19 protein-coding genes are annotated in these 20449 nt (G+C 62.7%); 8 read left to right on the top strand and 11 right to left on the bottom strand.

Features of this window, described 5'->3' with window-relative positions; all coding sequences use genetic code 11:
* Positions 1 to 34: 34 nt before the first annotated feature.
* A complete protein-coding gene (locus tag AC1Z36_RS06270) occupies positions 35 to 943 on the top strand; it encodes a carbohydrate kinase family protein (protein WP_483561838.1) in 909 nt (302 codons plus the stop codon).
* A 201-nt stretch (positions 944 to 1144) separates the two neighbouring features.
* On the top strand, positions 1145 to 1918 hold the full coding sequence (locus tag AC1Z36_RS06265; RefSeq protein ID WP_402735141.1) for an IclR family transcriptional regulator: 774 nt from the start codon (positions 1145 to 1147) through the stop codon (positions 1916 to 1918).
* Positions 1919 to 1925: 7 nt separating this feature from the next.
* Here the strand turns inward: AC1Z36_RS06265 and AC1Z36_RS06260 are convergent, their stop codons facing one another.
* The 7 genes from AC1Z36_RS06260 to AC1Z36_RS06230 all read right to left on the bottom strand — a co-directional run bounded on the left by AC1Z36_RS06260 (position 1926) and on the right by AC1Z36_RS06230 (position 9252).
* Positions 1926 to 2936, bottom strand: coding sequence for a sugar phosphate isomerase/epimerase family protein (locus tag AC1Z36_RS06260; RefSeq protein WP_483561837.1), 1011 nt, complete (start codon positions 2934 to 2936; stop codon positions 1926 to 1928).
* Positions 2937 to 2949: 13 nt separating this feature from the next.
* Positions 2950 to 4056, bottom strand: a complete 1107-nt coding sequence (locus AC1Z36_RS06255) for a Gfo/Idh/MocA family protein (protein ID WP_483561836.1) — start codon at positions 4054 to 4056, stop codon at positions 2950 to 2952.
* 18 nt (positions 4057 to 4074) lie between these two features.
* The gene (locus tag AC1Z36_RS06250; RefSeq protein WP_483561835.1) at positions 4075 to 4914 is read right to left on the bottom strand and encodes a carbohydrate ABC transporter permease; all 840 of its coding nucleotides are present in this window, start codon (positions 4912 to 4914) and stop codon (positions 4075 to 4077) included.
* Positions 4907 to 5899, bottom strand: coding sequence for a carbohydrate ABC transporter permease (locus tag AC1Z36_RS06245; protein ID WP_105656350.1), 993 nt, complete (start codon positions 5897 to 5899; stop codon positions 4907 to 4909). The genes AC1Z36_RS06250 and AC1Z36_RS06245 overlap by 8 nt, the downstream gene beginning before the upstream one ends.
* Positions 5900 to 5994: 95 nt before the next feature.
* On the bottom strand, positions 5995 to 7347 hold the full coding sequence (locus tag AC1Z36_RS06240) for an ABC transporter substrate-binding protein (protein WP_133833997.1): 1353 nt from the start codon (positions 7345 to 7347) through the stop codon (positions 5995 to 5997).
* 46 nt (positions 7348 to 7393) lie between these two features.
* Entirely contained in the window at positions 7394 to 8506 is a 1113-nt protein-coding gene (locus tag AC1Z36_RS06235; protein ID WP_332503317.1) for a Gfo/Idh/MocA family protein, read from the bottom strand.
* 5 nt (positions 8507 to 8511) lie between these two features.
* On the bottom strand, positions 8512 to 9252 hold the full coding sequence (locus AC1Z36_RS06230) for a sugar phosphate isomerase/epimerase family protein (protein WP_483561834.1): 741 nt from the start codon (positions 9250 to 9252) through the stop codon (positions 8512 to 8514).
* A 158-nt stretch (positions 9253 to 9410) separates the two neighbouring features.
* Between AC1Z36_RS06230 and AC1Z36_RS06225 the strand changes: the two genes are divergently transcribed.
* A complete protein-coding gene (locus AC1Z36_RS06225) occupies positions 9411 to 10625 on the top strand; it encodes an ROK family transcriptional regulator (RefSeq protein WP_483561833.1) in 1215 nt (404 codons plus the stop codon).
* A gap of 130 nt (positions 10626 to 10755) precedes the next feature.
* Positions 10756 to 12432 carry a urocanate hydratase gene (hutU, locus tag AC1Z36_RS06220; RefSeq protein WP_483561832.1) on the top strand — a complete coding sequence of 559 codons (1677 nt, stop codon included), beginning with the start codon at positions 10756 to 10758 and terminating at the stop codon, positions 12430 to 12432.
* Positions 12433 to 12510: 78 nt separating this feature from the next.
* Here the strand turns inward: hutU and AC1Z36_RS06215 are convergent, their stop codons facing one another.
* Positions 12511 to 13020, bottom strand: a complete 510-nt coding sequence (locus AC1Z36_RS06215) for a Dps family protein (protein WP_105656344.1) — start codon at positions 13018 to 13020, stop codon at positions 12511 to 12513.
* Positions 13021 to 13624: 604 nt separating this feature from the next.
* On the bottom strand, positions 13625 to 13759 hold the full coding sequence (locus tag AC1Z36_RS06210; RefSeq protein ID WP_483561831.1) for a hypothetical protein: 135 nt from the start codon (positions 13757 to 13759) through the stop codon (positions 13625 to 13627).
* A gap of 411 nt (positions 13760 to 14170) precedes the next feature.
* Between AC1Z36_RS06210 and AC1Z36_RS06205 the strand changes: the two genes are divergently transcribed.
* The 3 genes from AC1Z36_RS06205 to panD all read left to right on the top strand — a co-directional run bounded on the left by AC1Z36_RS06205 (position 14171) and on the right by panD (position 16912).
* Positions 14171 to 14668: a DUF3060 domain-containing protein gene (locus AC1Z36_RS06205; protein WP_483561830.1), complete on the top strand. Its 498-nt coding sequence runs from the start codon at positions 14171 to 14173 to the stop codon at positions 14666 to 14668.
* Positions 14669 to 14837: 169 nt separating this feature from the next.
* Positions 14838 to 16379: a histidine ammonia-lyase gene (gene hutH / locus AC1Z36_RS06200; RefSeq protein ID WP_483561829.1), complete on the top strand. Its 1542-nt coding sequence runs from the start codon at positions 14838 to 14840 to the stop codon at positions 16377 to 16379.
* 110 nt (positions 16380 to 16489) lie between these two features.
* Positions 16490 to 16912 carry an aspartate 1-decarboxylase gene (gene panD, locus AC1Z36_RS06195; protein WP_332487588.1) on the top strand — a complete coding sequence of 141 codons (423 nt, stop codon included), beginning with the start codon at positions 16490 to 16492 and terminating at the stop codon, positions 16910 to 16912.
* A gap of 7 nt (positions 16913 to 16919) precedes the next feature.
* Here the strand turns inward: panD and AC1Z36_RS06190 are convergent, their stop codons facing one another.
* Positions 16920 to 19376, bottom strand: a complete 2457-nt coding sequence (locus tag AC1Z36_RS06190) for an excinuclease ABC subunit UvrA (RefSeq protein WP_483561828.1) — start codon at positions 19374 to 19376, stop codon at positions 16920 to 16922.
* 53 nt (positions 19377 to 19429) lie between these two features.
* Positions 19430 to 19807 carry a hypothetical protein gene (locus AC1Z36_RS06185; protein ID WP_105656338.1) on the bottom strand — a complete coding sequence of 126 codons (378 nt, stop codon included), beginning with the start codon at positions 19805 to 19807 and terminating at the stop codon, positions 19430 to 19432.
* Positions 19808 to 19962: 155 nt separating this feature from the next.
* Between AC1Z36_RS06185 and AC1Z36_RS06180 the strand changes: the two genes are divergently transcribed.
* Positions 19963 to 20448 (top strand): DUF6328 family protein, encoded by a 486-nt coding sequence (locus AC1Z36_RS06180; RefSeq protein WP_105656337.1) that lies wholly within the window; start codon positions 19963 to 19965, stop codon positions 20446 to 20448.
* Position 20449 lies beyond the last annotated feature (1 nt).

The following is a 20449-nucleotide window of genomic DNA, read 5'->3' as shown; positions in this document are numbered from 1 at the left end:
GCTTTTTCCCTCCGGGTTACGTAGGATCGATGTCATGGTTAATATTCAGGTTGCCGGTGAAGCCCTAGTCGATATCGTCGATGGTGTGGCGCATCCCGGCGGTTCCCCGATGAATGTTGCTGTTGGACTGGGCCGATTGGGCCACGAAGTCCTGCTCCAGACGGACATCGGCGATGACGAGCATGGCCGGCTGATCGCCGAACATGTGGCGGCCTCAGGCGTTCAGCTCGCAGCCGGATCGCACACCGATGCGCAGACTTCCAGCGCCACCATCGTGCTGGACGAGTCCGGAGATGCCAACTACGAGTTCCAGCTGAACTGCAAATTGCAGAGCATGGCTTCGACCCAAGCCACCTTGTTCCATTCAGGATCCGTTGCAGCATTCCAGGGTCCGAGTGCCGCTCGAATCCATGAGGCTTTCGAGGCTTCCCCACCGGGCCAGATCCTGAGCTTCGATCCGAACCTGCGCCCGGAGCTGGTCGAGGACCGGGCAGAATCGGTCAAGCAGATCGAGAAGCTGGCCGGGCTGGCGGATATCGTCAAGCTCAGTGACGAAGACGCCCTGTGGCTCTATCCGGGATGGGACACCAATCGCATCCTGGAGCACTTCTTGGAGCGCGGGGCATCGCTAGCGATCATTACCTTCGGCGCACGCGGAGCCGAGGCCCGGACCAGGCAAAGCGAGGTCATGGTTCCCTCGATTTCGGTGCGTACCGTAGATACGGTCGGCGCCGGTGATGCGTTCATGGCCGGGCTGCTCCACGCCATCTTGGACAGCTCGCTGGCCAAGTCCCTTCGCGATGGCACGCAGCTGGACAGCGTCGAGCTGGAGAAGGTCATGCAGATCGCTTCGGTGTGCGCGGGAATCACCGTGTCGCGCGCCGGGGCAAATCCTCCAACCCTTGACGAGCTGAATCATTTCCTCAGTTCCACGACGCGCTAGACCTTTCATTTCTGGCCGATAGTCGCTGGGATCTCCGCCTGGAATGGCGTTGGTCCCAGCGACTATTTATTTCATTCGTTGTGGGTGCCTTGCATTATCCGCCGGCAGCCAGCCCAGCAGCCTGGACTATCGAAGGAAACGGCTGACCAGGTTGCTAGAGTTCCTTGCAGAGCACTATGCACGATTCATTGAGGAGGCCCCATGGGCAGCAAGGTTCCAGCGGCCGATAACACCTTGCGGATCCTCAGGTTGCTGGCCAGCCGGAAGACCCCGACTCCGGCGGCAATGATCGCCACGTTGCTGGAGCTTCCTCGATCCAGTGTCTACCAGCTGCTGAACGTGATGCTGGAGCACGGATTCATCACCCACTATCCAGAGGACAAATCCTATGGTCTGGGTGTCTCCGCTTTTGAGCTTTCCAGCGCCTATACCCGCCAGGAACCGCTGGCACGCCTGGGTGCCCCGCTGATTGCCCAGCTGGTCGACAAGGTCGGGGAAAGCGCCCACCTGGCCGTGCTGCATGGTTCCGATGTTCTCTACATTGTCGAAGAACGCGCCAAGGGCCGGCCATCCTTGGTCACCGACGTGGGTGTTCGCCTGCCTTCGCACCTGACCGCATCCGGCAGGGCAATTCTCGCCGCGCTGCCCAAATCCCAGGTGCGTGCGCTCTACCCCGGTGCCGCCAGCTTCACGGAGCGCGTCGCCGAGTCATCGATCTCCAGCTACTCGCAGTTGCGCCGCGAGCTGGACCAGAGCACGCAGCGCGGCTATGCCGTAGAGCGCGGGGATGTCACCCCGGATTTCCACTCGCTCGCGGTAGAAATCCGGGATTCCAGCGATTGGCCGGTGGCCGCCGTTGCTGTCACTTTCCTGGCCGATCGTGTCCCCGAAGAGCAGTGGGAGACTCTCCTGCTGCAGATCCGCGCCACCGCTTCAGTGATTACTTCGCGGGTGCAGGGCAAGCGTCAGTCCTAGCCAGGGGCTACTGGTTCGAGAATGCCGCGTCGAAGGACGCTTCGGGGCGCTTGAACAGGAGGCTGCGGATGTAGCCCACAGCTTCCTTCGCACCGTGCAAGCGGTCCATTCCCGCGTCTTCCCATTCAATGGAGATGGGGCCCTTGTACCCGTGGAAGTCCAGTGCGCGGAAGGCATCTTCCCAGTTGATGTCGCCGTGGCCGGTGGAGACGAAGTCCCAGCGCCGGCGGGGATCGCCCCATGGGAGATGGGAACCCAGGATGCCATTGCGCCCGTTGGGACGATGCATCCGGGTGTCCTTGCAATCCACGTGGTAGATGCGGTCGGCGAAGTCGGTGATGAATGCGACCGGGTCGATGCCCTGCCAGAACATATGGCTGGGATCCCAGTTCAGCCCGAACGCTTCGCGGTGGCCGATTGCTTCCATGGTGCGCACGGTGGTCCAGTGATCGTAGGCGATCTCGGATGGGTGCACCTCCAGGGCGAACTTCACTCCCTGCTCATCGAATTCGTCCATGATCGGATTCCAGCGATCCGCGAAGTCCTCGTAGCCTGCATCGATGACTTCGCCCGGAACCGGCGGGAACATGGCGACATACTGCCAGATCTTCGAGCCGGTAAAGCCAACCACTACATCGGCACCGAGCTTGCGGGCGACGCGGGCCGAGCGCTTCATGTCCTCGGCGGCCCGCTGGCGGACGCCTTCCCCATCCCCATTGCCCCAGACATAGTCGCGCAGGATGGCCTGGTGGCGGAAGTCGATGGGATCATCGCAGACAGCTTGGCCGCCCAGGTGGTTGGAGATCGCCCAGGCTTTCAGCCCGTACTTGTCCAGGATTTCCAGCCGCGACTGGAGGTAGGCCGGATCCTCGTCGGCACGCTTGAGGTCCAGGTGGTCACCGCTGGCTGCGATTTCCAATCCGTCATAACCCCATTCGGAAGCCAGCCGGGCGACTTCTTCGAAGGGCATATCAGCCCACTGGCCGCTGAATAGCGTCACTGGATGCGTCGCGTTCATGGTGGTTTCTCCTCTAGTCATCGGTGTCGATCCAGTCCCCGGAATCAGCCGATTCCAGAACGGCATCGGTCAAACGGCAGGCGCGGGCGCCATCGGCAAAAGTTGGGAGCCCTTCGGGTGCTTCGCCACGGATCGCCGCGTAGGTGTCGGCCACGAAAGCGGCGAAAGCATCCAGGTAGCCCATCGGGTGTCCTGCAGGTACCACCGACAAGCGTGCGGCATCGGGACTGAGATCAGCGGCCTGGCGGGACAGGATCGAGGACATGGCGGGTTTGCCGATCCACAGTTCTTCCGGCTTTTCCTGCTTGAATTCCAGCGCCGACCGGTCTCCGGACAACTCGATGGTCAAGGCGTTTTTCCGGCCGGCGTTGACCTGTGACACCATCAGCGTGCCGATGGCTCCCGAAGCCATCTGCACAATCAAGGCGGCAGCATCCTCGGTATCGACGTCCACGGCGCCCCGCTGCTTATGGGCAATGGAGGTGGTCGCGTTCAGCCGAACGATCCGCTCCCCCGCAATGAATTCCAGCAGATCCACCAGATGCGAACCGATGTCCGCGAAGGCCCGCGAAGGCCCGCCTTTGGCTGGTTCTACCCGCCAGTTGCTGTCGCTGACCGTATGCATCCAGTCTTGCAGGTACTGGCCACGCACGGTCAGCAGCCGGCCAAGTTTCCCTTCCTGCACGTGAGCCCGGGCCTGCCGCACCATGGGGTGGTAGCGGTAGACGAACGGCACCGAAGCCACCGCCCGGGAACGCGATGCCAGCAAGGCCAGCTCGCCGGCTTCCCGGGCGCTGGTCGCCAGCGGCTTCTCGCAAACAACGGACAGGCCAGCTGCCAGTGCGGAGGCTGCCTGCTCGGCATGCAACGCATTGGGCGAGGTGACATGCACGGCGTCGCATTGGGCGAGCAGCGCTTCGACGCTGCCGAAACCGGGCACGCCCAGGGCGGCTGACGCTTGGCGGGTGGATTGCTCGCCGTTGGACCGCACCCCGATGAGCTGGGCGCCTGCCCGGCGGATCGCATCGGCGTGGGTCCGGGCCATGAAGCCGCCGCCGATGACGCCGACCTTCAGTTCCTGCATGGCCGGTGCAGCCTGCTGGCTGTTCAACTGGGACATGTAATTCCTTGTCTTTTCTTACTTGACCGCGCCGGAGGACAAGCCTGCGACCAGGTGCCGTTGCGCGAAGAGGAAACCGACCAGCACCGGAATCGATACCACCACCGAGGCGGCCATCATCTGGTTCCAGTACACATCGGTCTGCGAAGCGTAGGCCTGCAAGCCGATGGACAGCGTCCTGGTGTCCGAATTGGTGAGCACACTGGCGAAGAGCACTTCGCTCCAGGAAGTGATGAAACAGTAGACCGACACCGCGATGATCCCCGGGCGTGCTATCGGCAAGACCACCTTGAGCAGTGCGCCGAGCCGGCCAAGTCCATCGACCATGGCCGCCTCTTCCAGTTCCTTGGGCATGGCGGCAAAGAAGCCGGTGAGCATCCAGATGGAGAATGGCAGGGAGAACGTCATGTAGGTGACGATCAGCCCCAGGTAGGTTCCGTTCAGCTGCAGTCCCACGGCACGCTCCAGCTGGGTGAAGATCAAGAAGAGCGGCAGCAGGAACAGGATGCCGGGGAACATCTGGGTGGAGAGCACGATCAGCCGGAAGGACCGTGCCCCGCGGAAGTCGAAGCGCGAGAGCGCATAGGCGGCCAGGATCGCGATGGAAACCGAGAGGATGGTGGCGCTGATGGTCACGATCAACGAGTTGGCGAAGTACTTGCCCAGCGGCACCGTGGTCCAGATATCCAGGTACGGGGCCAGCGTGATTTTCGAGGGAATCCACTCGAAGGCGCCGCGCACATCCTTGAGGGGCTTGATGGAGGTCGTGAGCACCACGTAGAGCGGCAGCACGATGATCAGGGTGATGAAGGCTAGTCCGAAAACTCGCAGGATGCGGAAGCCGCGGGTCTCAATCATCGATGCTCTTTCCCTTCGGCATGACAAGTCGGATGTAGAACGCTGAGACGATCAGCAGGGCAATCAGCAGGACGACGCTCAAGGCGCCACCCACGCCGAAGTTCCAGTTGTTGAAGGACTGCTGGTAGATCAACGGGGAAATCAGGGTTGCTTCTTCCGGGGACACCGGGCCGAAGAGCAGGTAGGGGATGTCGAACTGGTTGAACACCCACAGTCCCAGCATCAAAAGCAGCACCACGTTGGCGTGCTTGATCATTGGCAGGGTGATCCTGGTGAACTGCTTCCACAGGCTGGCTCCATCCAGGGAAGCGGCTTCATAGACTTCGTTCGGGATGGATTGCAGGGCGGCCAGCAGCATCAGGAAAGCGAAAGGCCAGAATTGCCAGACGGCGACAACCACCATGACAAAGAAGGAATTCCCGCCCAATAGCCAGAACGGCCCTTCCTCCAGGATCCCGAGGTCTTCGACCAGGAAGCGGTTGACCATGCCATCGCGCTGGTTGAACATGAACGCCCAGGCGATGGTGGTGACGTAGCTTGGCAGTGCGTAGGGCACCAGGAACAGGGTGCGGAAGAATCCGTTGCTGCGGAATTTGGATGCCAGCAAGACCGCGGCGAAGATGCCAAGGCTCCAGGCGATTGCCACTACCAGGAAGGTGAACAGGAAGGTGCGCCCGAGGGCGTCGAAGAATTGGGAACCGATCGGACCGTTGGGGTCCAGCGCGGTGGTGAAGTTCTGCAGTCCCACGAACGGGGCCTTGACCCAGTTGGCAATGGAGAACTGGGTCAGCGAGAGGAAGGCGATCCATACGCCGAGCAGCATCGGGATGATGTGGATCAGCAGTTCCAGGAATGCTGCGGGCGCTGAGAGCGCATAGGGGAAGAACCGATCGCGCTTGATTGAACTGCGCTTGATCGCCCTTGAAGCGTCGCGGGGCTTGAGCGGTTCGCTGATTCGAGGCGGTGTCTGGGCTGGCGCCGACATTCGGTCTCCTTTCATGAAAACGAATTTGGGTGCTGCAACTGGCCGCGGGGGCGCAAGGAGGTCCGCTCCCACGGCCAGTGCAACGTGTCGGGCCGCTAGCTAGCCGGCATCTGCTTCTGCGCGTCTTCCAATGCCTTGCGGACATCGGCCTCGGTGATTTTTTCGCCCTGGGCAATCCTGGCGAATTGCTTGGCGATGGCCTCGCCTACGAGGGATTCCATCTGCCCTTCGGTGGGGAACAGCGGCATCGGGGCAGCGTTATTGGCCAGGATCTCCTTCTTGGCCTGCTGCTCGGGGGTGTCGAAGGCCGGGTCGTCGAAAGCTTCGGTGACCGATGGCAGCGAGGTGTACTTGGCGTTCAGCTTCTTCTGCTCATCGACGCTGAGCAGGTGGTTCACGAATTCAAGGGCGGCATCCTTGTTATCCGAGTTCTCGAAGACGCTCACGTTGATGCCGGCAACCAGCGACTGGGTGGCTTCCAGCCCGGTGGCATCGGCGTTCTTCAGCGGGATGGGCGCCATGGCGTAGTCCTCGAAGTCAGCGGCATTGAAGGACTTGCCCGGGGCCTGGTCGAAGAACATGGCGGCGTTGCCGTCCATGATTTCCCCTGGCAGCACCGAACCGTCATTGATCTCGGCGTTGGACTTGGAGACCACGCCGTCCTCGCCCATCAGCTGGATCCAGTCGTTGACGCCGCTGACGACGCCATCATTGGTGAAGTCCGGCTTGCCGTCCGTGGTGTACAGCTCGCCGCCGTTCTGCATGCCCAGGATGAATGCGGAGTGGGCATTATTGGCGGTACGCTGTCCGGCCAAGGTGAAGCCGTACTGGTCGACCTTGCCGTCGTCGTCGGTATCCTTGGTCAGCTTCTTGGCGGTGGCCAAGAATTCATCCCAGGTCTTCGGAGCCTGCTTGATGCCGGCTTCCTCGAACATCTTGGTGTTGTAGTACAGGCCGTAGGCCATGGAATACAACGGCAGCGAGGTTGGGGCCTGGCCCTCGGCGCCGCCGGTGGCCAGGGCTGCCGGCACGAACTTCTCGGCTCCGCCTATGGCCTCCAGCGCCTCGCCTTCAAAGGGGACGAAGGCGCCGCTGGCCTGCAAGGTGGTGGCCCAGGTGTTGCCGATGTTCAGCACGTCCGGCCCTTCGCCGCTGGAGACGGCGGTGAGGATGCGGTTGTACAGGTCGGCCCAGGGGACGACTTCCAGCTCGACCTCGATGCCGGTTTCCTCGGTGAACCGCTTGATGGATTCGCCCAGGATCTCCTCGTCCTGGGTGACCGAGCTGCCCTGGTTCGAAGCCCAGTAGGTGATGGTCCCGCCGGCTTCTTCCGAGCCGGAGCCGGAAGCCGAGCCGGAACAGGCGGCCAGGCCGCTGAGCGACAACGCTGCGATGGAGGTAATCGCCGTGAAGCGCCCCAGCTTGCTCTTGAAATGTGGTGCAGACATGTTTATTCCTTTTCAGGTGCGGGTGATGCTGTCAAGGGGTGGTGCTTCAGGCAAGGATGCCGGGAGCCGAAGGATCCCAGGCTGGGTCCAGCAGCGCGATGGGCTCGACCGTCGAGGCCACGTCGATGAATGCTCCCGATTCCATTGCTTCCGCGGCGCAGACCATGATGTCCAGGACGTGGAACGCCAGTTCGCCGGGCACGCGTTCCTTGCGTCCCTCGCGGATGGCTTGGGCGAGTTCGGCAACGCCGGTGCCGCGCCCGTAGGTGGATCCTTGGGCGGTGACAACGCTCGGCTCCTGGTCCTCCAGGTGCAGGATGGTGTCTCCGGTGAATTCGTTCGGATCCGGCAGCTGCGCGGTGCCTTCCGTTCCGGAGATCTCCACGAACCCTGCACGCTTGAGCTTGGAGTCGAAGCTGAAGATGCACTGCGCACTGGCCCCGGATTCGAAGGAGAGCAGCGCTCCGACGTGGGTTGGGACCTCGACCGGGAAGCTGGTTCCGGCCTTGGGGCCTGCACCGATGACCCGCTGCGCGCGGGCCTGCGAACCCAGGGCGGCAACCTTGGCTACCGGGCCGAAGACCCGCACCAGGGTGGTCAGGTAGTAGGGCCCGAGGTCGAAGAGCGGTCCTGCGCCGTGGGCGAAGAGGAATTCCGGGCTGTGGTGCCAGGATTCCGGGCCGGGGCCCTGGAAGATGGCCAGGCCCGAAAGCGGGGTGCCGATGGCGCCTGCTTCAATCTGCCGCAGGCCGGTCTGCAGGCCCGCACCCAGGATGGTATCCGGGGCCACGGCGACGCGGACTCCTGCTGCCTTGGCGGCTTCGACCAGCTGCCGTCCGGATTCGCGGTCCAGCGCGTAGGGCTTCTCGCCCCAGACGTGCTTGCCGGCGGCCACCGCCTGCAGGGCTACCTCGACATGCACTGCCGGGATCGTCAGGTTCACGACGATCTGGATGTCTTCGCGGGCCAGCAATTCAGCATAGGTTCCCGAGGCTTCGACGGACCATTTGCGCGCTTGGCTTGCTGCGCGCTCGGTATCCAGGTCGGCGATGAACCGCACGGCGAGGTCCGGGAATGCGGTGAGGTTCTCCAGGTACTGGTCGCTGATGGTGCCGGCTCCGACAATGCCCACGCCCATGGGCTGATTCTGAAATTCCATAGTCCCTAGTTCTTTTCTGCTACGAGGTAGGCGCGGCTTTCGGACACGGCCTGGAAGATGTCGCCTGCGAAGTCATCGAGTTCCACTACATGCAGCATGCCGCTGGTGGCGTCGAGGATCTGGTCGATCGGCATGGATCCGCTGCCCACCGGCACCTGTTCCTTGTGGTTCTTGGACTTCGGCCCGTCCTTGATGTGCAGGGCCACGACGCGGGGAGCCAGCGCTTCAAGCAGCTGGAGCACATCGGCGCCGCCCACGGCAACCCAGTAGGTGTCCACTTCCAGGACGACTTCCGGGTCCAGCAGGCTAGCCAGGTATTCCAGGGCCGTCTTGGAATTGATCTTGCTGGAGATCTCCCAGTCGTGGTTGTGGTAGCCGACCTTGATGCCGTATTCGGCCCCGCGCCGGGAGGCGGCGTTGAGCTTCTGCGCGATGGCACCGATGGACTCGGCATCCTGCCACTGCTCCGCCGGGATGAACGGATCGATGACGGTGCTGATGCCGAGTTTGCCGGCCGCGGCGAAGACCTCGTCGTAGTCCGAGGAGAGCAGCGGTGCGTGCGCCGTTGGCGCGCTGAGTTCGTTCTCGGCCAGCGCCTGTGCATACTGGTCAGCGCGGGCCACGAAGTTGTACGGCTCGACTTGCGTGTAGCCGATGCCAGCTACGCGTTCGAGCGTCGCGGCCAGGTTCTCTGCGATGTGCTCGCGCAGCGTGTACAGCTGGATTGATAGGTCGTGGGCAGGCAAAGGCGTCTCCTGAAAGAAGTGGTGGGTGCGATCCAGATGCTCATGACTTGCATCACACCTTGAGACTAGTTTTACTTTTGTCGATAGTCAATAGAAGTATGTCGACATTCTCATAAAGTGTTTCGGCTTCGCGTCCAAAGCTGTGTTTTACTGGGTTCATGGCCAATCCTTCGAGCCCCCAAAGCATGCAATTCGCCCGCGGCGCCAGTGGGGCAGGCGACGTCTTGCAACTGTTCATGGACGGTGCCGCGCACAGCCGCACGGACCTTGCCGCCCTGACCGGCATGGCTCGCTCCACCCTGCAAGAGCGCCTCGACGTGCTCATCCAGCTGGGCCTGGTTGGCACCATCGCGGATGGCGCGTCCACCGGAGGCCGCCCTCCCCAGCGCCTTGCCCTGCTCCCCGACGCCCGCCTGGTGCTGGCCGTCGATCTGGGAGCAAGCCACCTGCGCGTTGCGCTGACCGATCTGGCCCCCACTCCCCTGGTGCAATCCCAGGCTCCCATTTCCTTCGCCGACGGCCCGGTGGCGATCTTGCAGACCGCGATGGATCTGGCCGATGGCTTGCTCGATTCGCTGGGCCGCACCCGTGACGATGTCATTGCCATAGGCATGGGAGTGCCAGGGCCGGTGAATTTCGAGACCGGCCGCCCCGCCAATCCGCCCATCATGCCCGGATGGGACGACTTCGACATCCCCGCTTGGTTCCAGCAGCAGCTGGAAGCCTTGGTAGTCGTGGACAATGACGTCAACCTCATGGCTATTGGCGAGAAGGACCAGCTGGAGACCGGCAGCGAGGACTTCATTTTCGTCAAGCTGGCTACCGGCATCGGCTCGGGCATCATTTCCGGAGGACTGCTGCAACGCGGAGCGCAGGGCACAGCCGGCGATATCGGGCACGTGCGCATCCGCCGCGGCGATGGCATCTACTGCCATTGCGGCAATGAAGGCTGCCTGGAAGCCGTAGCCGCCGGACCCAAAATTGCCACCGCGTTGCGGGCGCAGGGCATCGAAGCGCACAGCAACACCGATGTGGTCGCCCTGGTGAACTCGGGGAACATCCAAGCGATCCATGCAGTGCGCCAAGCCGGCCGCGACTTGGGCGAAGTATTGGCTGCCAGCGTGAGCTTGCTGAACCCGTCGCTGATCGTGGTCGGCGGTCGGATCTCCGCCGCCGGAGAGCACCTGCTGGCAGGCATCCGCGAGGTGGTCTACCAGCGCGGAGCGCCGCTGTCCACCCAGCACCTGCAGATCCGCACCTCGCGCAGCTGGGAAGTTGGAGCCCTGCGCGGAGCCAGCATGATCGCCATCAGCCAGGCCCTGAGCCCGGAGGCCATAGAACGCAGCGCGCTGGCGCTGATCCCCGCCAGCTAGGAGCTGGAGGCAACCGGAAATTCCTCCGATTCTGAAATACCGGACAGCTCTGCCTATTCCCCGGTACCCAAGCCATGGCCGATAGCCAATGATGGAATCAGTTAGCTACGTTACATCGTAAGGAATTGCCATGAGCCACGAACCACGTGTTGTCCGCGCCCCGCGCGGTACCGAACTGACCGCCAAGTCCTGGGCCACCGAAGCCCCATTGCGCATGCTGATGAACAACTTGGATCCGGAAGTTGCCGAACGCCCCGAGGATCTCGTGGTCTACGGCGGCACCGGCAAGGCAGCCCGCTCATGGGAGGCATTCGATGCGATCGTCCAGACACTCAAGGACCTGGAAGAGAACGAAACGCTGCTGGTGCAGTCCGGCAAGCCGGTCGGCGTCTTCAAGACCAACAAGTGGGCACCGCGGGTGCTGATTGCCAACTCCAACCTCGTTGGCGACTGGGCCAACTGGGAGCACTTCCGCAAGCTCGAAGCCGAAGGCCTGATGATGTACGGCCAGATGACCGCCGGTTCGTGGATCTACATCGGCACCCAGGGCATCTTGCAGGGCACCTACGAAACCTTCGCCGCGATCGCCGAGAAGCGCTTCAAGGGCTCGCTGGCCGGAACCCTGACCTTGACCGGCGGCTGCGGCGGCATGGGCGGCGCCCAGCCGCTGGCCGTGACCCTCAACGGCGGTGCCGTGCTGATCGTTGACGTGGATGAAACCCGACTGCGCCGCCGCGCCTCCAAGCGCTACCTCGATGAGGTCGAGCTGGATCTGGACAAGGCGCTGGGCAAAGTCCTGGCCGCGAAGTCCGAGGGCCGCCCGCTGTCGGTGGGCTACGTCGGCAATGCCGCCGAGGTCTTCCCGGCGCTGCTCAAGCGCCACGAAGCTGGAGAATTCACCTTCGACATCGTCACCGACCAGACCAGTGCCCACGATCCGCTCAGCTACCTGCCGGTGGAATACACCATGGACCAGTGGCACGCCGAAGCCGAAGCCGATCCGGCCGGCTTCACCAAGAAAGCCCAGGCCGCCATGGCCGCGCAGGTCGAGGCGATGGTGGGATTCCAGGACGCCGGCGCGGAGGTCTTCGACTACGGCAACTCGATCCGCGACGAGGCACGCAAGGGCGGTTTCACCCGCGCCTTCGAATTCCCCGGCTTCGTCCCGGCCTACATCCGCCCGCTGTTCTGCGAAGGCCTGGGCCCATTCCGCTGGGTAGCGCTGTCCGGGGATCCCGAAGACATCAAGGTCACCGACCAGGCGCTGAAGGACCTGTTCCCGGAAAACGAGCACCTGCACCGCTGGCTGGATGCCGCACAGAAGCACGTGGAGTTCGAGGGCCTGCCGGCGCGCATCTGCTGGCTGGGCTACGGCGAGCGCCACAAGGCCGGCTTGCTGTTCAACCAGCTGGTCGCCGAAGGCAAGGTCTCTGCACCTATCGTGATCGGCCGCGACCACCTGGATTCGGGTTCGGTAGCTTCGCCGTACCGCGAGACCGAAGCCATGAAGGACGGCACCGATGCCGTGGCCGACTGGCCGCTGCTGAACGCCTTGACCGCAACCAGTTCGGGTGCCACCTGGGTTTCGATCCACCATGGCGGTGGCGTGGGCATGGGCCGTTCCATCCACGCCGGCCAGGTCTCCTTGGCTGACGGCAGCGAAATGGCCGCCGCGAAGCTGGAGGCGCTGCTGACCAATGACCCGGGCATGGGCGTCATCCGCCACGTCGATGCCGGATACGAGCGCGCCGCCGAAGTTGCCGCTGAGCGCGGCGTGCGCATCCCGATGGCCGCACAGGAGAAGTAGGACGCGCACATAGCCTGAGGCACCACTGATTGTGGTGCCTCAGGCTATTTATTCAATTCCAGGACCACGCGGCCCGGTTTACGGCTTGCGGGTTTCCGCGCTGATAAACCAGGCTTGCTGCTCCAGATCCGCAATGTACTGGTGCAGGATATCGGCGGTGGTCGGATCCGCTTCATCCACCGGGTCATGGACCTCTCGCATGACTCCCACAGTGGTCTGCAGTGCCTTGACTACCATGTCCACGGCATTGGTGGTCAGGATTTCGGTATTCACGGGTTGTTCCAGCTTCGTGTACTTCGTGACCGTAGCTGCCAGCCCGTCCGGAGTGGCATGCAAAGCTCGCATCCGCTCGGCGACTTCATCCGAGCCGCGACGCGCGATGTCAACGATTTCGTCGAGGTTCTGGTGCAGGTCGCGGAAGTTGGGACCAACAACGTTCCAGTGGATTTGCTTGCCCACCAATTGCAGGTCCAGCAGCTGGATCAGCACGGTCTGCAAGGACTCGCGCAGCACTTCCGGAGCCACGAACCCGTTTTCTGCGTTTTCGCGATCAGTTTTCTTTGCTGGAGTCTTCTTCGAATTAGCCAATGCTTCTCCTTACGTTGTCATGGACGCTTGGGGCAAGACCTGTCTCGGTGTCCCAGTCTGGACACTATCGATTTACCGGGCGGATTCCGACCGGATGGACAATTCTTTCGGAGAACGCTCAGCTTTCTCTTCGCGCCTGTTGAGCAATTCCAGAAGCCGCCATGGCTGCTGCGGAAAATGCTCCTTAGCCCCTCGGGTTCCCGGGAACGGCGATTCCTTTTAGCACGCAGTGGTGAATATCGGCCGAAGTCTCCGAACACCATGGGTATTGGCTTAACTGCGGGTTTCCAGCGGCTCTGAGCTTCCCCGGAATCCTTGAACCGGGCTTTTTTCTGCGCATAGCGTAGGGCAAGTCAGGAAGCACCGACCCACGGAGGACAGCACATCTGAGCAGGATGCAAACGAGCAGTTCGGGAACTTCGACAACAACGAATCTGAAGGCTTCGAAAGCCAGTCCAATTCAGATTTCGGATCAAATGACAATGGCGGATTCGAAAGCCAGCAGTCAGAACAGCAGTCCTATGGCGGTGGCGAAAGCCAGCAGTCCTACGGCAATGACAGCCAGTCGGAACAGCAGTCCTACGGTGGCGGCGAAAGCCAGCAGTCAGAACAGCAGTCCTACGGCAGCGACAGCCAGTCCGGACAGCAGTCGGAGCAGCAGTCCTACGGCGATAGCAACGAATCCGGTGAGGAATCGTTTGGCGGCGAAAGCCAGTCCGGACAGCAGTCCGATGGCCAATCGTATGGAAACGATGAAAGCCAGTTTGGTTCCGAAGAGCGGAATGAAGGATTCTAGGAACCAAATAGCCCGGTAGGTTCGCCTGCCGGCTCAAATCGTGCCCCTTCTCCCCCTGGGCACTAGTAATCGCTTCACTGCTTGCACTGGGCAAGCGGTGAAGCGATTACTTTTGTCCCCGCACGGAATCGTCAGCAAATTGCATGGTTGCGTGCTCCCGGGGCACGAGAACTCATTCGTTCCTGAGCCGTTCGCGTTGGTCATTTATCGTCATTCAACGCAGAATGTATCTATACCGCGTGTCCAAATGCGCTGGCCGGTTCGATTGACAGGATGGTTATGTTCTCGAAAATTACCAAACGCCTCGCTGGGCCGCTGGCGGTTGGAATCCTTGCAGTCGCACTGGCAGGTTGCGTGAGCATCCAACCCTCCAGCGAAGAGACAAGCGCACCAGCAGAAGAAAGCATGGCACCGGAGAACGCCGGGCCTATCGAAGGCAGCGTCACCCCGAGCTCCAAAGCCCCAGAAGGCGCTTCTACTGGTACTCCCAATGTTCCGAAGGCACCTGCGGACAGCACCTTCCAGTCCGTCTATGATTTCCTCGATGCGCAAGCGACCGAAATCAGGTGCACGGGCGGCATGGATATCTCTGAAATGGGTCAAATGCTGAAGCTCATCGGCGATTGCCAGAACGTCACCGTCTCTGGTTCCGGAAACATGATCGTCGCTCCGCACATCAAGAATCTTGAGCTGGACGGCAGCGGTAATATCGCAGCGGTCAAGAACATCAAGCACGTAACCTTTAGCGGCATCGGCAATTCTGCCGCATCCCTTAACGAGAACGCCAAGGTCACGGACAACGGCTCGTCCAACAAATTTGGCGAGGAAGCCTTCGAAGGCATCACCTTCTGAAACCGGAACCCCTGAACGGGCCTCCAATTGGAGGTCCGTTCTTTTCTCCCTCCAGGGCACTGTCTGGCATTTCGGACAGATGACCCGAATATCAGTGCCGTGCAAACTCGTTCTGCCGAACAATGGAGATTAGAGACCTCATTGCAGCGTAGAGAACGGATTGAAAATCATGGCTACTTCCCCGCACGTAACCCTGGACCTAGCTGGCGCCACCGCCGATGACGTGATTGCGGTAGCCCGGCACAACGCGCAGATTAGCATCGCGCCTCAGGTTCTTGAAGAACTGGCAGCAGTCCGCGCCCACATTGATGCCCTGGCTTCAGCCGACACCCCGGTCTATGGCATTTCCACCGGGTTCGGCGCCCTGGCAACGCGCCACATCGCTCCCGAGGACCGCGCTAAGCTGCAGCGTTCGCTGATCCGCTCGCATGCAGCCGGCATGGGCGACCCAGTTGAGCGCGAAGTGGTGCGCGCGCTGATCTTCCTGCGCGCCAAGACCCTGGCCTCGGGCCGCACCGGCGTGCGCCCGGTAGTGCTGGAAACCATGGTTGGACTGCTTAATGCCGGCATCACCCCGGTGGTGCGTGAGTACGGTTCGCTGGGTTGCTCAGGAGACCTTGCTCCGCTCTCCCACTGCGCACTGGTCTTGATGGGCGAAGGCGAGGCCACTGACCGCGAAGGCGTGAAGCGCCCAGTGCCGGAGCTCTTTGCTGAAGCAGGACTGGAACCTGTCGAACTGGCGGAGAAGGAAGGCCTGGCGCTGGTCAACGGCACCGACGGCATGCTCGGCCAGTTGCTGATGGCACTGGCAGACCTGGAAGAGCTCGCAGACATTGCCGATGCCACCGCGGCCATGAGCGTCGAAGCCCAGCTGGGCACCGACCAGGTCTTCCGTGCTGAACTGCACGAACCACTGCGCCCGCATCCGGGCCAGGGCCGCAGTGCTACGAACATGTTCAGCTTCCTTTCGGGCTCCCCCATTGTCGCTTCGCACCGCGAAGGCGACGGCCGCGTGCAGGATGCCTACTCGCTGCGCTGCTCCCCGCAGGTTACCGGCGCAGTGCGCGACACCATCGCCCATGCCCGCCTGGTCGCCACCCGCGAATTGGCGGCAGCCATCGATAACCCTGTCGTGCTGCCATCGGGTGAAGTCACCTCCAACGGCAACTTCCACGGTGCTCCCGTGGCCTACGTCTTGGACTTCTTGGCCATTGCCGTAGCTGACCTGGGATCCATTGCAGAGCGCCGGACCGATCGCATGCTCGACCCGGCTCGTTCCCGCGATCTGCCAGCTTTCCTTGCCGATGACCCGGGCGTGGATTCGGGCATGATGATCGCCCAGTACACGCAGGCCGGACTGGTCGCGGAGAACAAGCGTTTGGCCGTACCGGCCAGCGTGGATTCCATCCCGTCATCAGCGATGCAGGAAGACCACGTTTCCCTGGGTTGGCACGCGGCGCGCAAATTGCGCACCTCGGTCGCCAACCTGCGCCGCATCCTGGCAATTGAAATGCTGATTGCCGGCCGAGCCCTGGATCTGCGCCAGCCATTGCAGCCTGGCCCGGCTACCGGCGCCGTATTGGAGCTGCTGCGCACCAAGGTCGCAGGTCCGGGCGAGGACCGTTTCCTCTCTGCGGAGCTGGAAGCTGCTTGCCAGTTGCTGGCCTCCGGGGAAGTGCACCGCGTGCTGGAAACCCATCTGCCAAAGTAGCCGTTCGCGGCCAACTGTGTGGGGTGCCGGACAATGCCCGGGCATCTGCGCGCAAGAGGCGTAAGCTTGGATACCGGGAAACCACTTACCTCGCGTGAAAGAATCGTCTAATGCAACGCACCATGTTCAAGTCCAAGATCCACCGGGCAACTGTCACCCAGGCAGACCTGCACTACGTAGGCTCGGTCACCGTTGACTCCGAGCTGCTCGAAGCCTCGGATATCCTGCCCGGCGAACTGGTCAGCATCGTAGACATCACCAACGGCGCCCGCCTGGAAACCTACACCATCGCCGGCGAGCCGGGCAGCGGGGTCATCGGCATCAATGGTGCGGCAGCGCATCTGGTGCACCCCGGCGACCTGGTCATCCTGATCAGCTATGCGCAGATGGAAGACGCCGAGGCTCGTGGCTATGTGCCGAGCGTGGTGCATGTGGATGCCGATAACAAGATCATCCACCTCGGCGATGATCCTGCCGAAGCGGTGGCCGACGGGGTGCAGACCCCGCCGCACGCACTGCTGAACAGCAACTAGTCCAGCTTCACAAGGCCAGCCGGCGCGCAAGGTATTGCGCGGTTCTGCTGGCCTTGTCTTGCGCCACCGCCGTTGGGGTCCCCTCGGCAACGATGCGCCCGCCGCCATCCCCGCCGGCCGGCCCCAAATCGATCACCCAGTCGCTTGCGGCAACCACATCCATCTGGTGTTCCACCACGATGACGGTGTTGTCCTGGTCGACCAGCTGCTGCAGCTGCGATACCAGCAGCTGCACGTCGGCAGGGTGCAGTCCGGTGGTGGGCTCATCGAGAAGATAGAGCGTGTGCCCGCGGCGCTGGCGCTGGAGTTCGGTGGCCAGCTTGATGCGCTGGGCTTCGCCGCCGGACATTTCGGTAGCTGGCTGGCCCAGCTGCAGATACCCCAGTCCGACTTCGCGCAGGGTCGCCAGGGCCCGTGCCGCGGAAGGGATTCCGGAGAGGAATTCTTCGGCTTGGCTGACGTCCAGTTCCAGGATCTGGGCAATGTTCTTGCCCTGGTATTCGACGTCCAGGGTCTGCTGGTTGTACCGGGTTCCGCGGCATTCGGGACATGGCCCGTAGGTCCCTGGCAAGAAGAGCAGCTCGATTTCCAGGTAGCCTTCGCCCTGGCAGTTCTCGCACCGCCCGCCGGCAACGTTGAAGGAGAAGCGTCCGGCACTGTAGCCGCGTTGCCTGGACAGCGGCAGCTCGGAGAAAGCCTTGCGGACCGCGTCGAACAGGCCCGTGTAGGTTGCGACATTGGATCTGGGCGTGCGCCCGATGGGCTTCTGGTCCATCAGCACTACGCGGCTTAGCTGATCTGCGCCGGTGACCTCGGCGATCACCGCGCGATCCGCCGTCGCCTCCGGATCCTCCGGCCCGGCAAGCACCGGGCCGCCCGCAGCCTGGGCCAGGGCACCGCAGACCAGGCTGGACTTGCCCGATCCCGACACGCCGGTGACCGAACAGAAGACCCCCAGCGGGAACGCGGCGTCCACGTCGTCCAGGTTGTGCAGGTCCACCCCGCGCAGCTGCACCCATCCTTGGGCTTCGCGCGGCTCGCGGCGCGGCGCAGGCCCGGGATCGAGGAAGCGCCGGGTCACGGATTCCTCAATTCCGGACAGCCCGGAAACTTCTCCGCTGTAGAGCACCTGCCCGCCGTTGCTGCCCGCGCCCGGGCCGACATCGACAATCCATTGCGCACGGCTGACCACATCCATGTTGTGCTCCACCACGAACACCGAATTGCCTTCGGCCTTGAGTGCATCGAGCACCTCGATCAGCGGCTGCACATCGGCCGGGTGCAGCCCGGCAGATGGCTCATCGAGCACGTAGATGACGCCGAACAGTCCCGCGCGCAGCTGGGTGGCGATGCGCAGGCGCTGCATTTCCCCCGGCGACAGCGTCGGGGTGGCACGGTCCAGGCTCAGGTATCCCAGCCCGAGCTCGACCAGCACCTGGATTCGGCCCAGCAGGTCGGCGCTGATGATGCTCGCGACTTCGGCCTGCGCCTCTGCCTGGGCATCAGCCGCGAAGGGGCGCAAGAGCTCGGCCAGGGAGCTGAGCGGCTTGCCGTTGAATTCCGCGATATCCAGGCCGTCGAAGGTGACCTGTAGCGCATCGGGGCGCAATCCCGTCCCCGAGCACGCCGGGCAATCCTGCGAATGCATGAAAGCCAGCGCCTTGGACCGCAGGTTCTCGCTCTTCGAGGTCGCAACCGTGTGCCGGACGTAGCGTTCGGCACTCCAGAACCGGCCCTTGTACGGTTTGGCCACGCGATCCCGTTCCGGGGTGACTTCCACGACTGGCTGGTCTTCGGTGAACAGCAGCCACTTCCGTGTTTCCGCGGGCAGCTGCTGGAACGGAACGTCGATGTCGTAGCCCAGGTGCGTGGTGATGTCCCGCAGGTTCTTGCCCTGCCAGGCGCCGGGCCAAGCCGCAATCGCGCCGTCCCTGATGCTCAGGGAGGAATCCGGGACCAGCGATTCCTCGCTGACCGAATGCACCGTTCCCGCACCGTGGCATTGCGCGCAGGCGCCGGCCGCGGTGTTGGTGGAAAAGGCATCCGAATCCAGCCTCGCCGCACCCTGGGGGTAGGTTCCTGCGCGGGAGAACAGCATGCGCACGGAGTTGGACAGCGTAGTCAGGGTCCCGACGGTGGAACGGGAACTGGCAGCACCACGCCGTTGCTGCAGGGCCACGGCCGGTGGCAGCCCGGAGATGAATTCCACCTTGGGCGTGTGCCCCTGGGCAATCAGCCGCCGCGCGTAGGGAGCCACCGATTCCAGGAATCGGCGCTGGGATTCAGCGAAGATGGTTCCGAAGGCCAGGGAAGATTTCCCGGAACCGGAGACCCCGGTGAAGGCGACAATGGAATCGCGCGGAATGCGCACTTCGACATTGTCCAGGTTGTTCTCGTTGGCACCCCGCACATGGATGAATCCGTCATGGTCGGCAGGTGCCCGGAAGGATGCAAAGCTCTTCATCTTTCCCACACTATGCGCCTGCACGGGGCGAACTCAATTCGCACCTCGCGCGCTCACCCTTCTGATTGGCAGGCCGCGTCGGGGCATCCTTGCCAGGTCTTCGAGAAGTATCCAACGATATCGGTACCGTGTTCCCACGGGTAGATTTCATCGACCTTCCCGTGGATACGCATCGCCGCCTGCTCCACGGCCAGGTGGAAGAACCGGCAGACCTGTGAGTAGTGCCAGAGATCCGCAATCAGCTCGGCCAGCTGTCCATGGGCCAGCGGCCGGCCGGGTCCGAATCCGGCTGCCGCCATAGCCTGGAGCACGATCTCCTCCGTGAGTTCATGGCCTTTGCCGCAATCGCACCAGGCCAGGCCCTGGCTGGGCATCGACCACACATCAATGCTACTCCCGGCGGCGCCATCGGGTTCCATCTGCTCCTCCATCGTCGAATTCTGCTTGGCTCCCGAATGTACCGGCCGCGACCTACAGTTTGGCCCGGCGGGCCAGCAAGCTCTTGCCTGCACCGGCATTGCTTGGCATAGTCGTTTGAGCCGGCGGGGTTCAACCAGCTGGCGGATTGAGGCCGAGGAGAACAGTGATGATCAAGCGTTCCCACCCCGATACCAGCGATGGCGCACCGCACCGGCAGTGGAACGAGCTGCTGCAGGAAATGCGGGTGATGCAAACTGGTGTGCAGATCCTGGCTGCTTTCCTGGTGGTCCTGCCCTTCCAGGCGAGGTTCGAGATGCTCAGCCGAACCGACGAGGTGGTCTACATCATCTTGCTGGTGGCGGCCACTGTGCTGATTCTGCTGCTGATCACCCCCGTGGCCGTGCACCGGTATCTCTTCGGACAGCGGCTCAAGGAGCAGACGGTCAGCTTGGGCCACGCCATCGTGAAGATCGTGGGCATCGGCGTGGGGTTGCTGGTCTCGGGATGCGTCTGGTTTGTGCTGCAGGTGCTCTTCGGCTGGCAAATCGGGGCCTGGATCGGAGGGCCACTGATCCTGGTGGCCTTGTTCCTGCTGGTGGCGCTGCCACGGATCCTGATCCGGGTTGGACCCGAGAACGGCTCGGGGCACTAGG

It is taken from the genome of Glutamicibacter sp. BS14 (genome assembly GCF_056934375.1).
The sequence above is the reverse complement of the archived record's forward strand: the minus strand, read 5'-3'. Positions and strand labels throughout refer to the sequence as shown.

Excerpts from the sequence above, each read along its gene's own strand:
- AC1Z36_RS06270 (WP_483561838.1), top strand. The coding sequence starts at position 35 with ATGGTTAATATTCAGGTTGCCGGTGAAGCCCTAGTCGATATCGTCGAT.
- AC1Z36_RS06265 (WP_402735141.1), top strand. The coding sequence starts at position 1,145 with ATGGGCAGCAAGGTTCCAGCGGCCGATAACACCTTGCGGATCCTCAGG.
- AC1Z36_RS06260 (WP_483561837.1), bottom strand. The coding sequence starts at position 2,936 with ATGAACGCGACGCATCCAGTGACGCTATTCAGCGGCCAGTGGGCTGAT.
- AC1Z36_RS06255 (WP_483561836.1), bottom strand. The coding sequence starts at position 4,056 with ATGTCCCAGTTGAACAGCCAGCAGGCTGCACCGGCCATGCAGGAACTG.
- AC1Z36_RS06250 (WP_483561835.1), bottom strand. The coding sequence starts at position 4,914 with ATGATTGAGACCCGCGGCTTCCGCATCCTGCGAGTTTTCGGACTAGCC.
- AC1Z36_RS06245 (WP_105656350.1), bottom strand. The coding sequence starts at position 5,899 with ATGTCGGCGCCAGCCCAGACACCGCCTCGAATCAGCGAACCGCTCAAG.
- AC1Z36_RS06240 (WP_133833997.1), bottom strand. The coding sequence starts at position 7,347 with ATGTCTGCACCACATTTCAAGAGCAAGCTGGGGCGCTTCACGGCGATT.
- AC1Z36_RS06235 (WP_332503317.1), bottom strand. The coding sequence starts at position 8,506 with ATGGAATTTCAGAATCAGCCCATGGGCGTGGGCATTGTCGGAGCCGGC.
- AC1Z36_RS06225 (WP_483561833.1), top strand. The coding sequence starts at position 9,411 with ATGGCCAATCCTTCGAGCCCCCAAAGCATGCAATTCGCCCGCGGCGCC.
- hutU (WP_483561832.1), top strand. The coding sequence starts at position 10,756 with ATGAGCCACGAACCACGTGTTGTCCGCGCCCCGCGCGGTACCGAACTG.
- hutH (WP_483561829.1), top strand. The coding sequence starts at position 14,838 with ATGGCTACTTCCCCGCACGTAACCCTGGACCTAGCTGGCGCCACCGCC.
- panD (WP_332487588.1), top strand. The coding sequence starts at position 16,490 with ATGCAACGCACCATGTTCAAGTCCAAGATCCACCGGGCAACTGTCACC.
- AC1Z36_RS06190 (WP_483561828.1), bottom strand. The coding sequence starts at position 19,376 with ATGAAGAGCTTTGCATCCTTCCGGGCACCTGCCGACCATGACGGATTC.
- AC1Z36_RS06185 (WP_105656338.1), bottom strand. The coding sequence starts at position 19,807 with ATGGAGGAGCAGATGGAACCCGATGGCGCCGCCGGGAGTAGCATTGAT.
- AC1Z36_RS06180 (WP_105656337.1), top strand. The coding sequence starts at position 19,963 with ATGATCAAGCGTTCCCACCCCGATACCAGCGATGGCGCACCGCACCGG.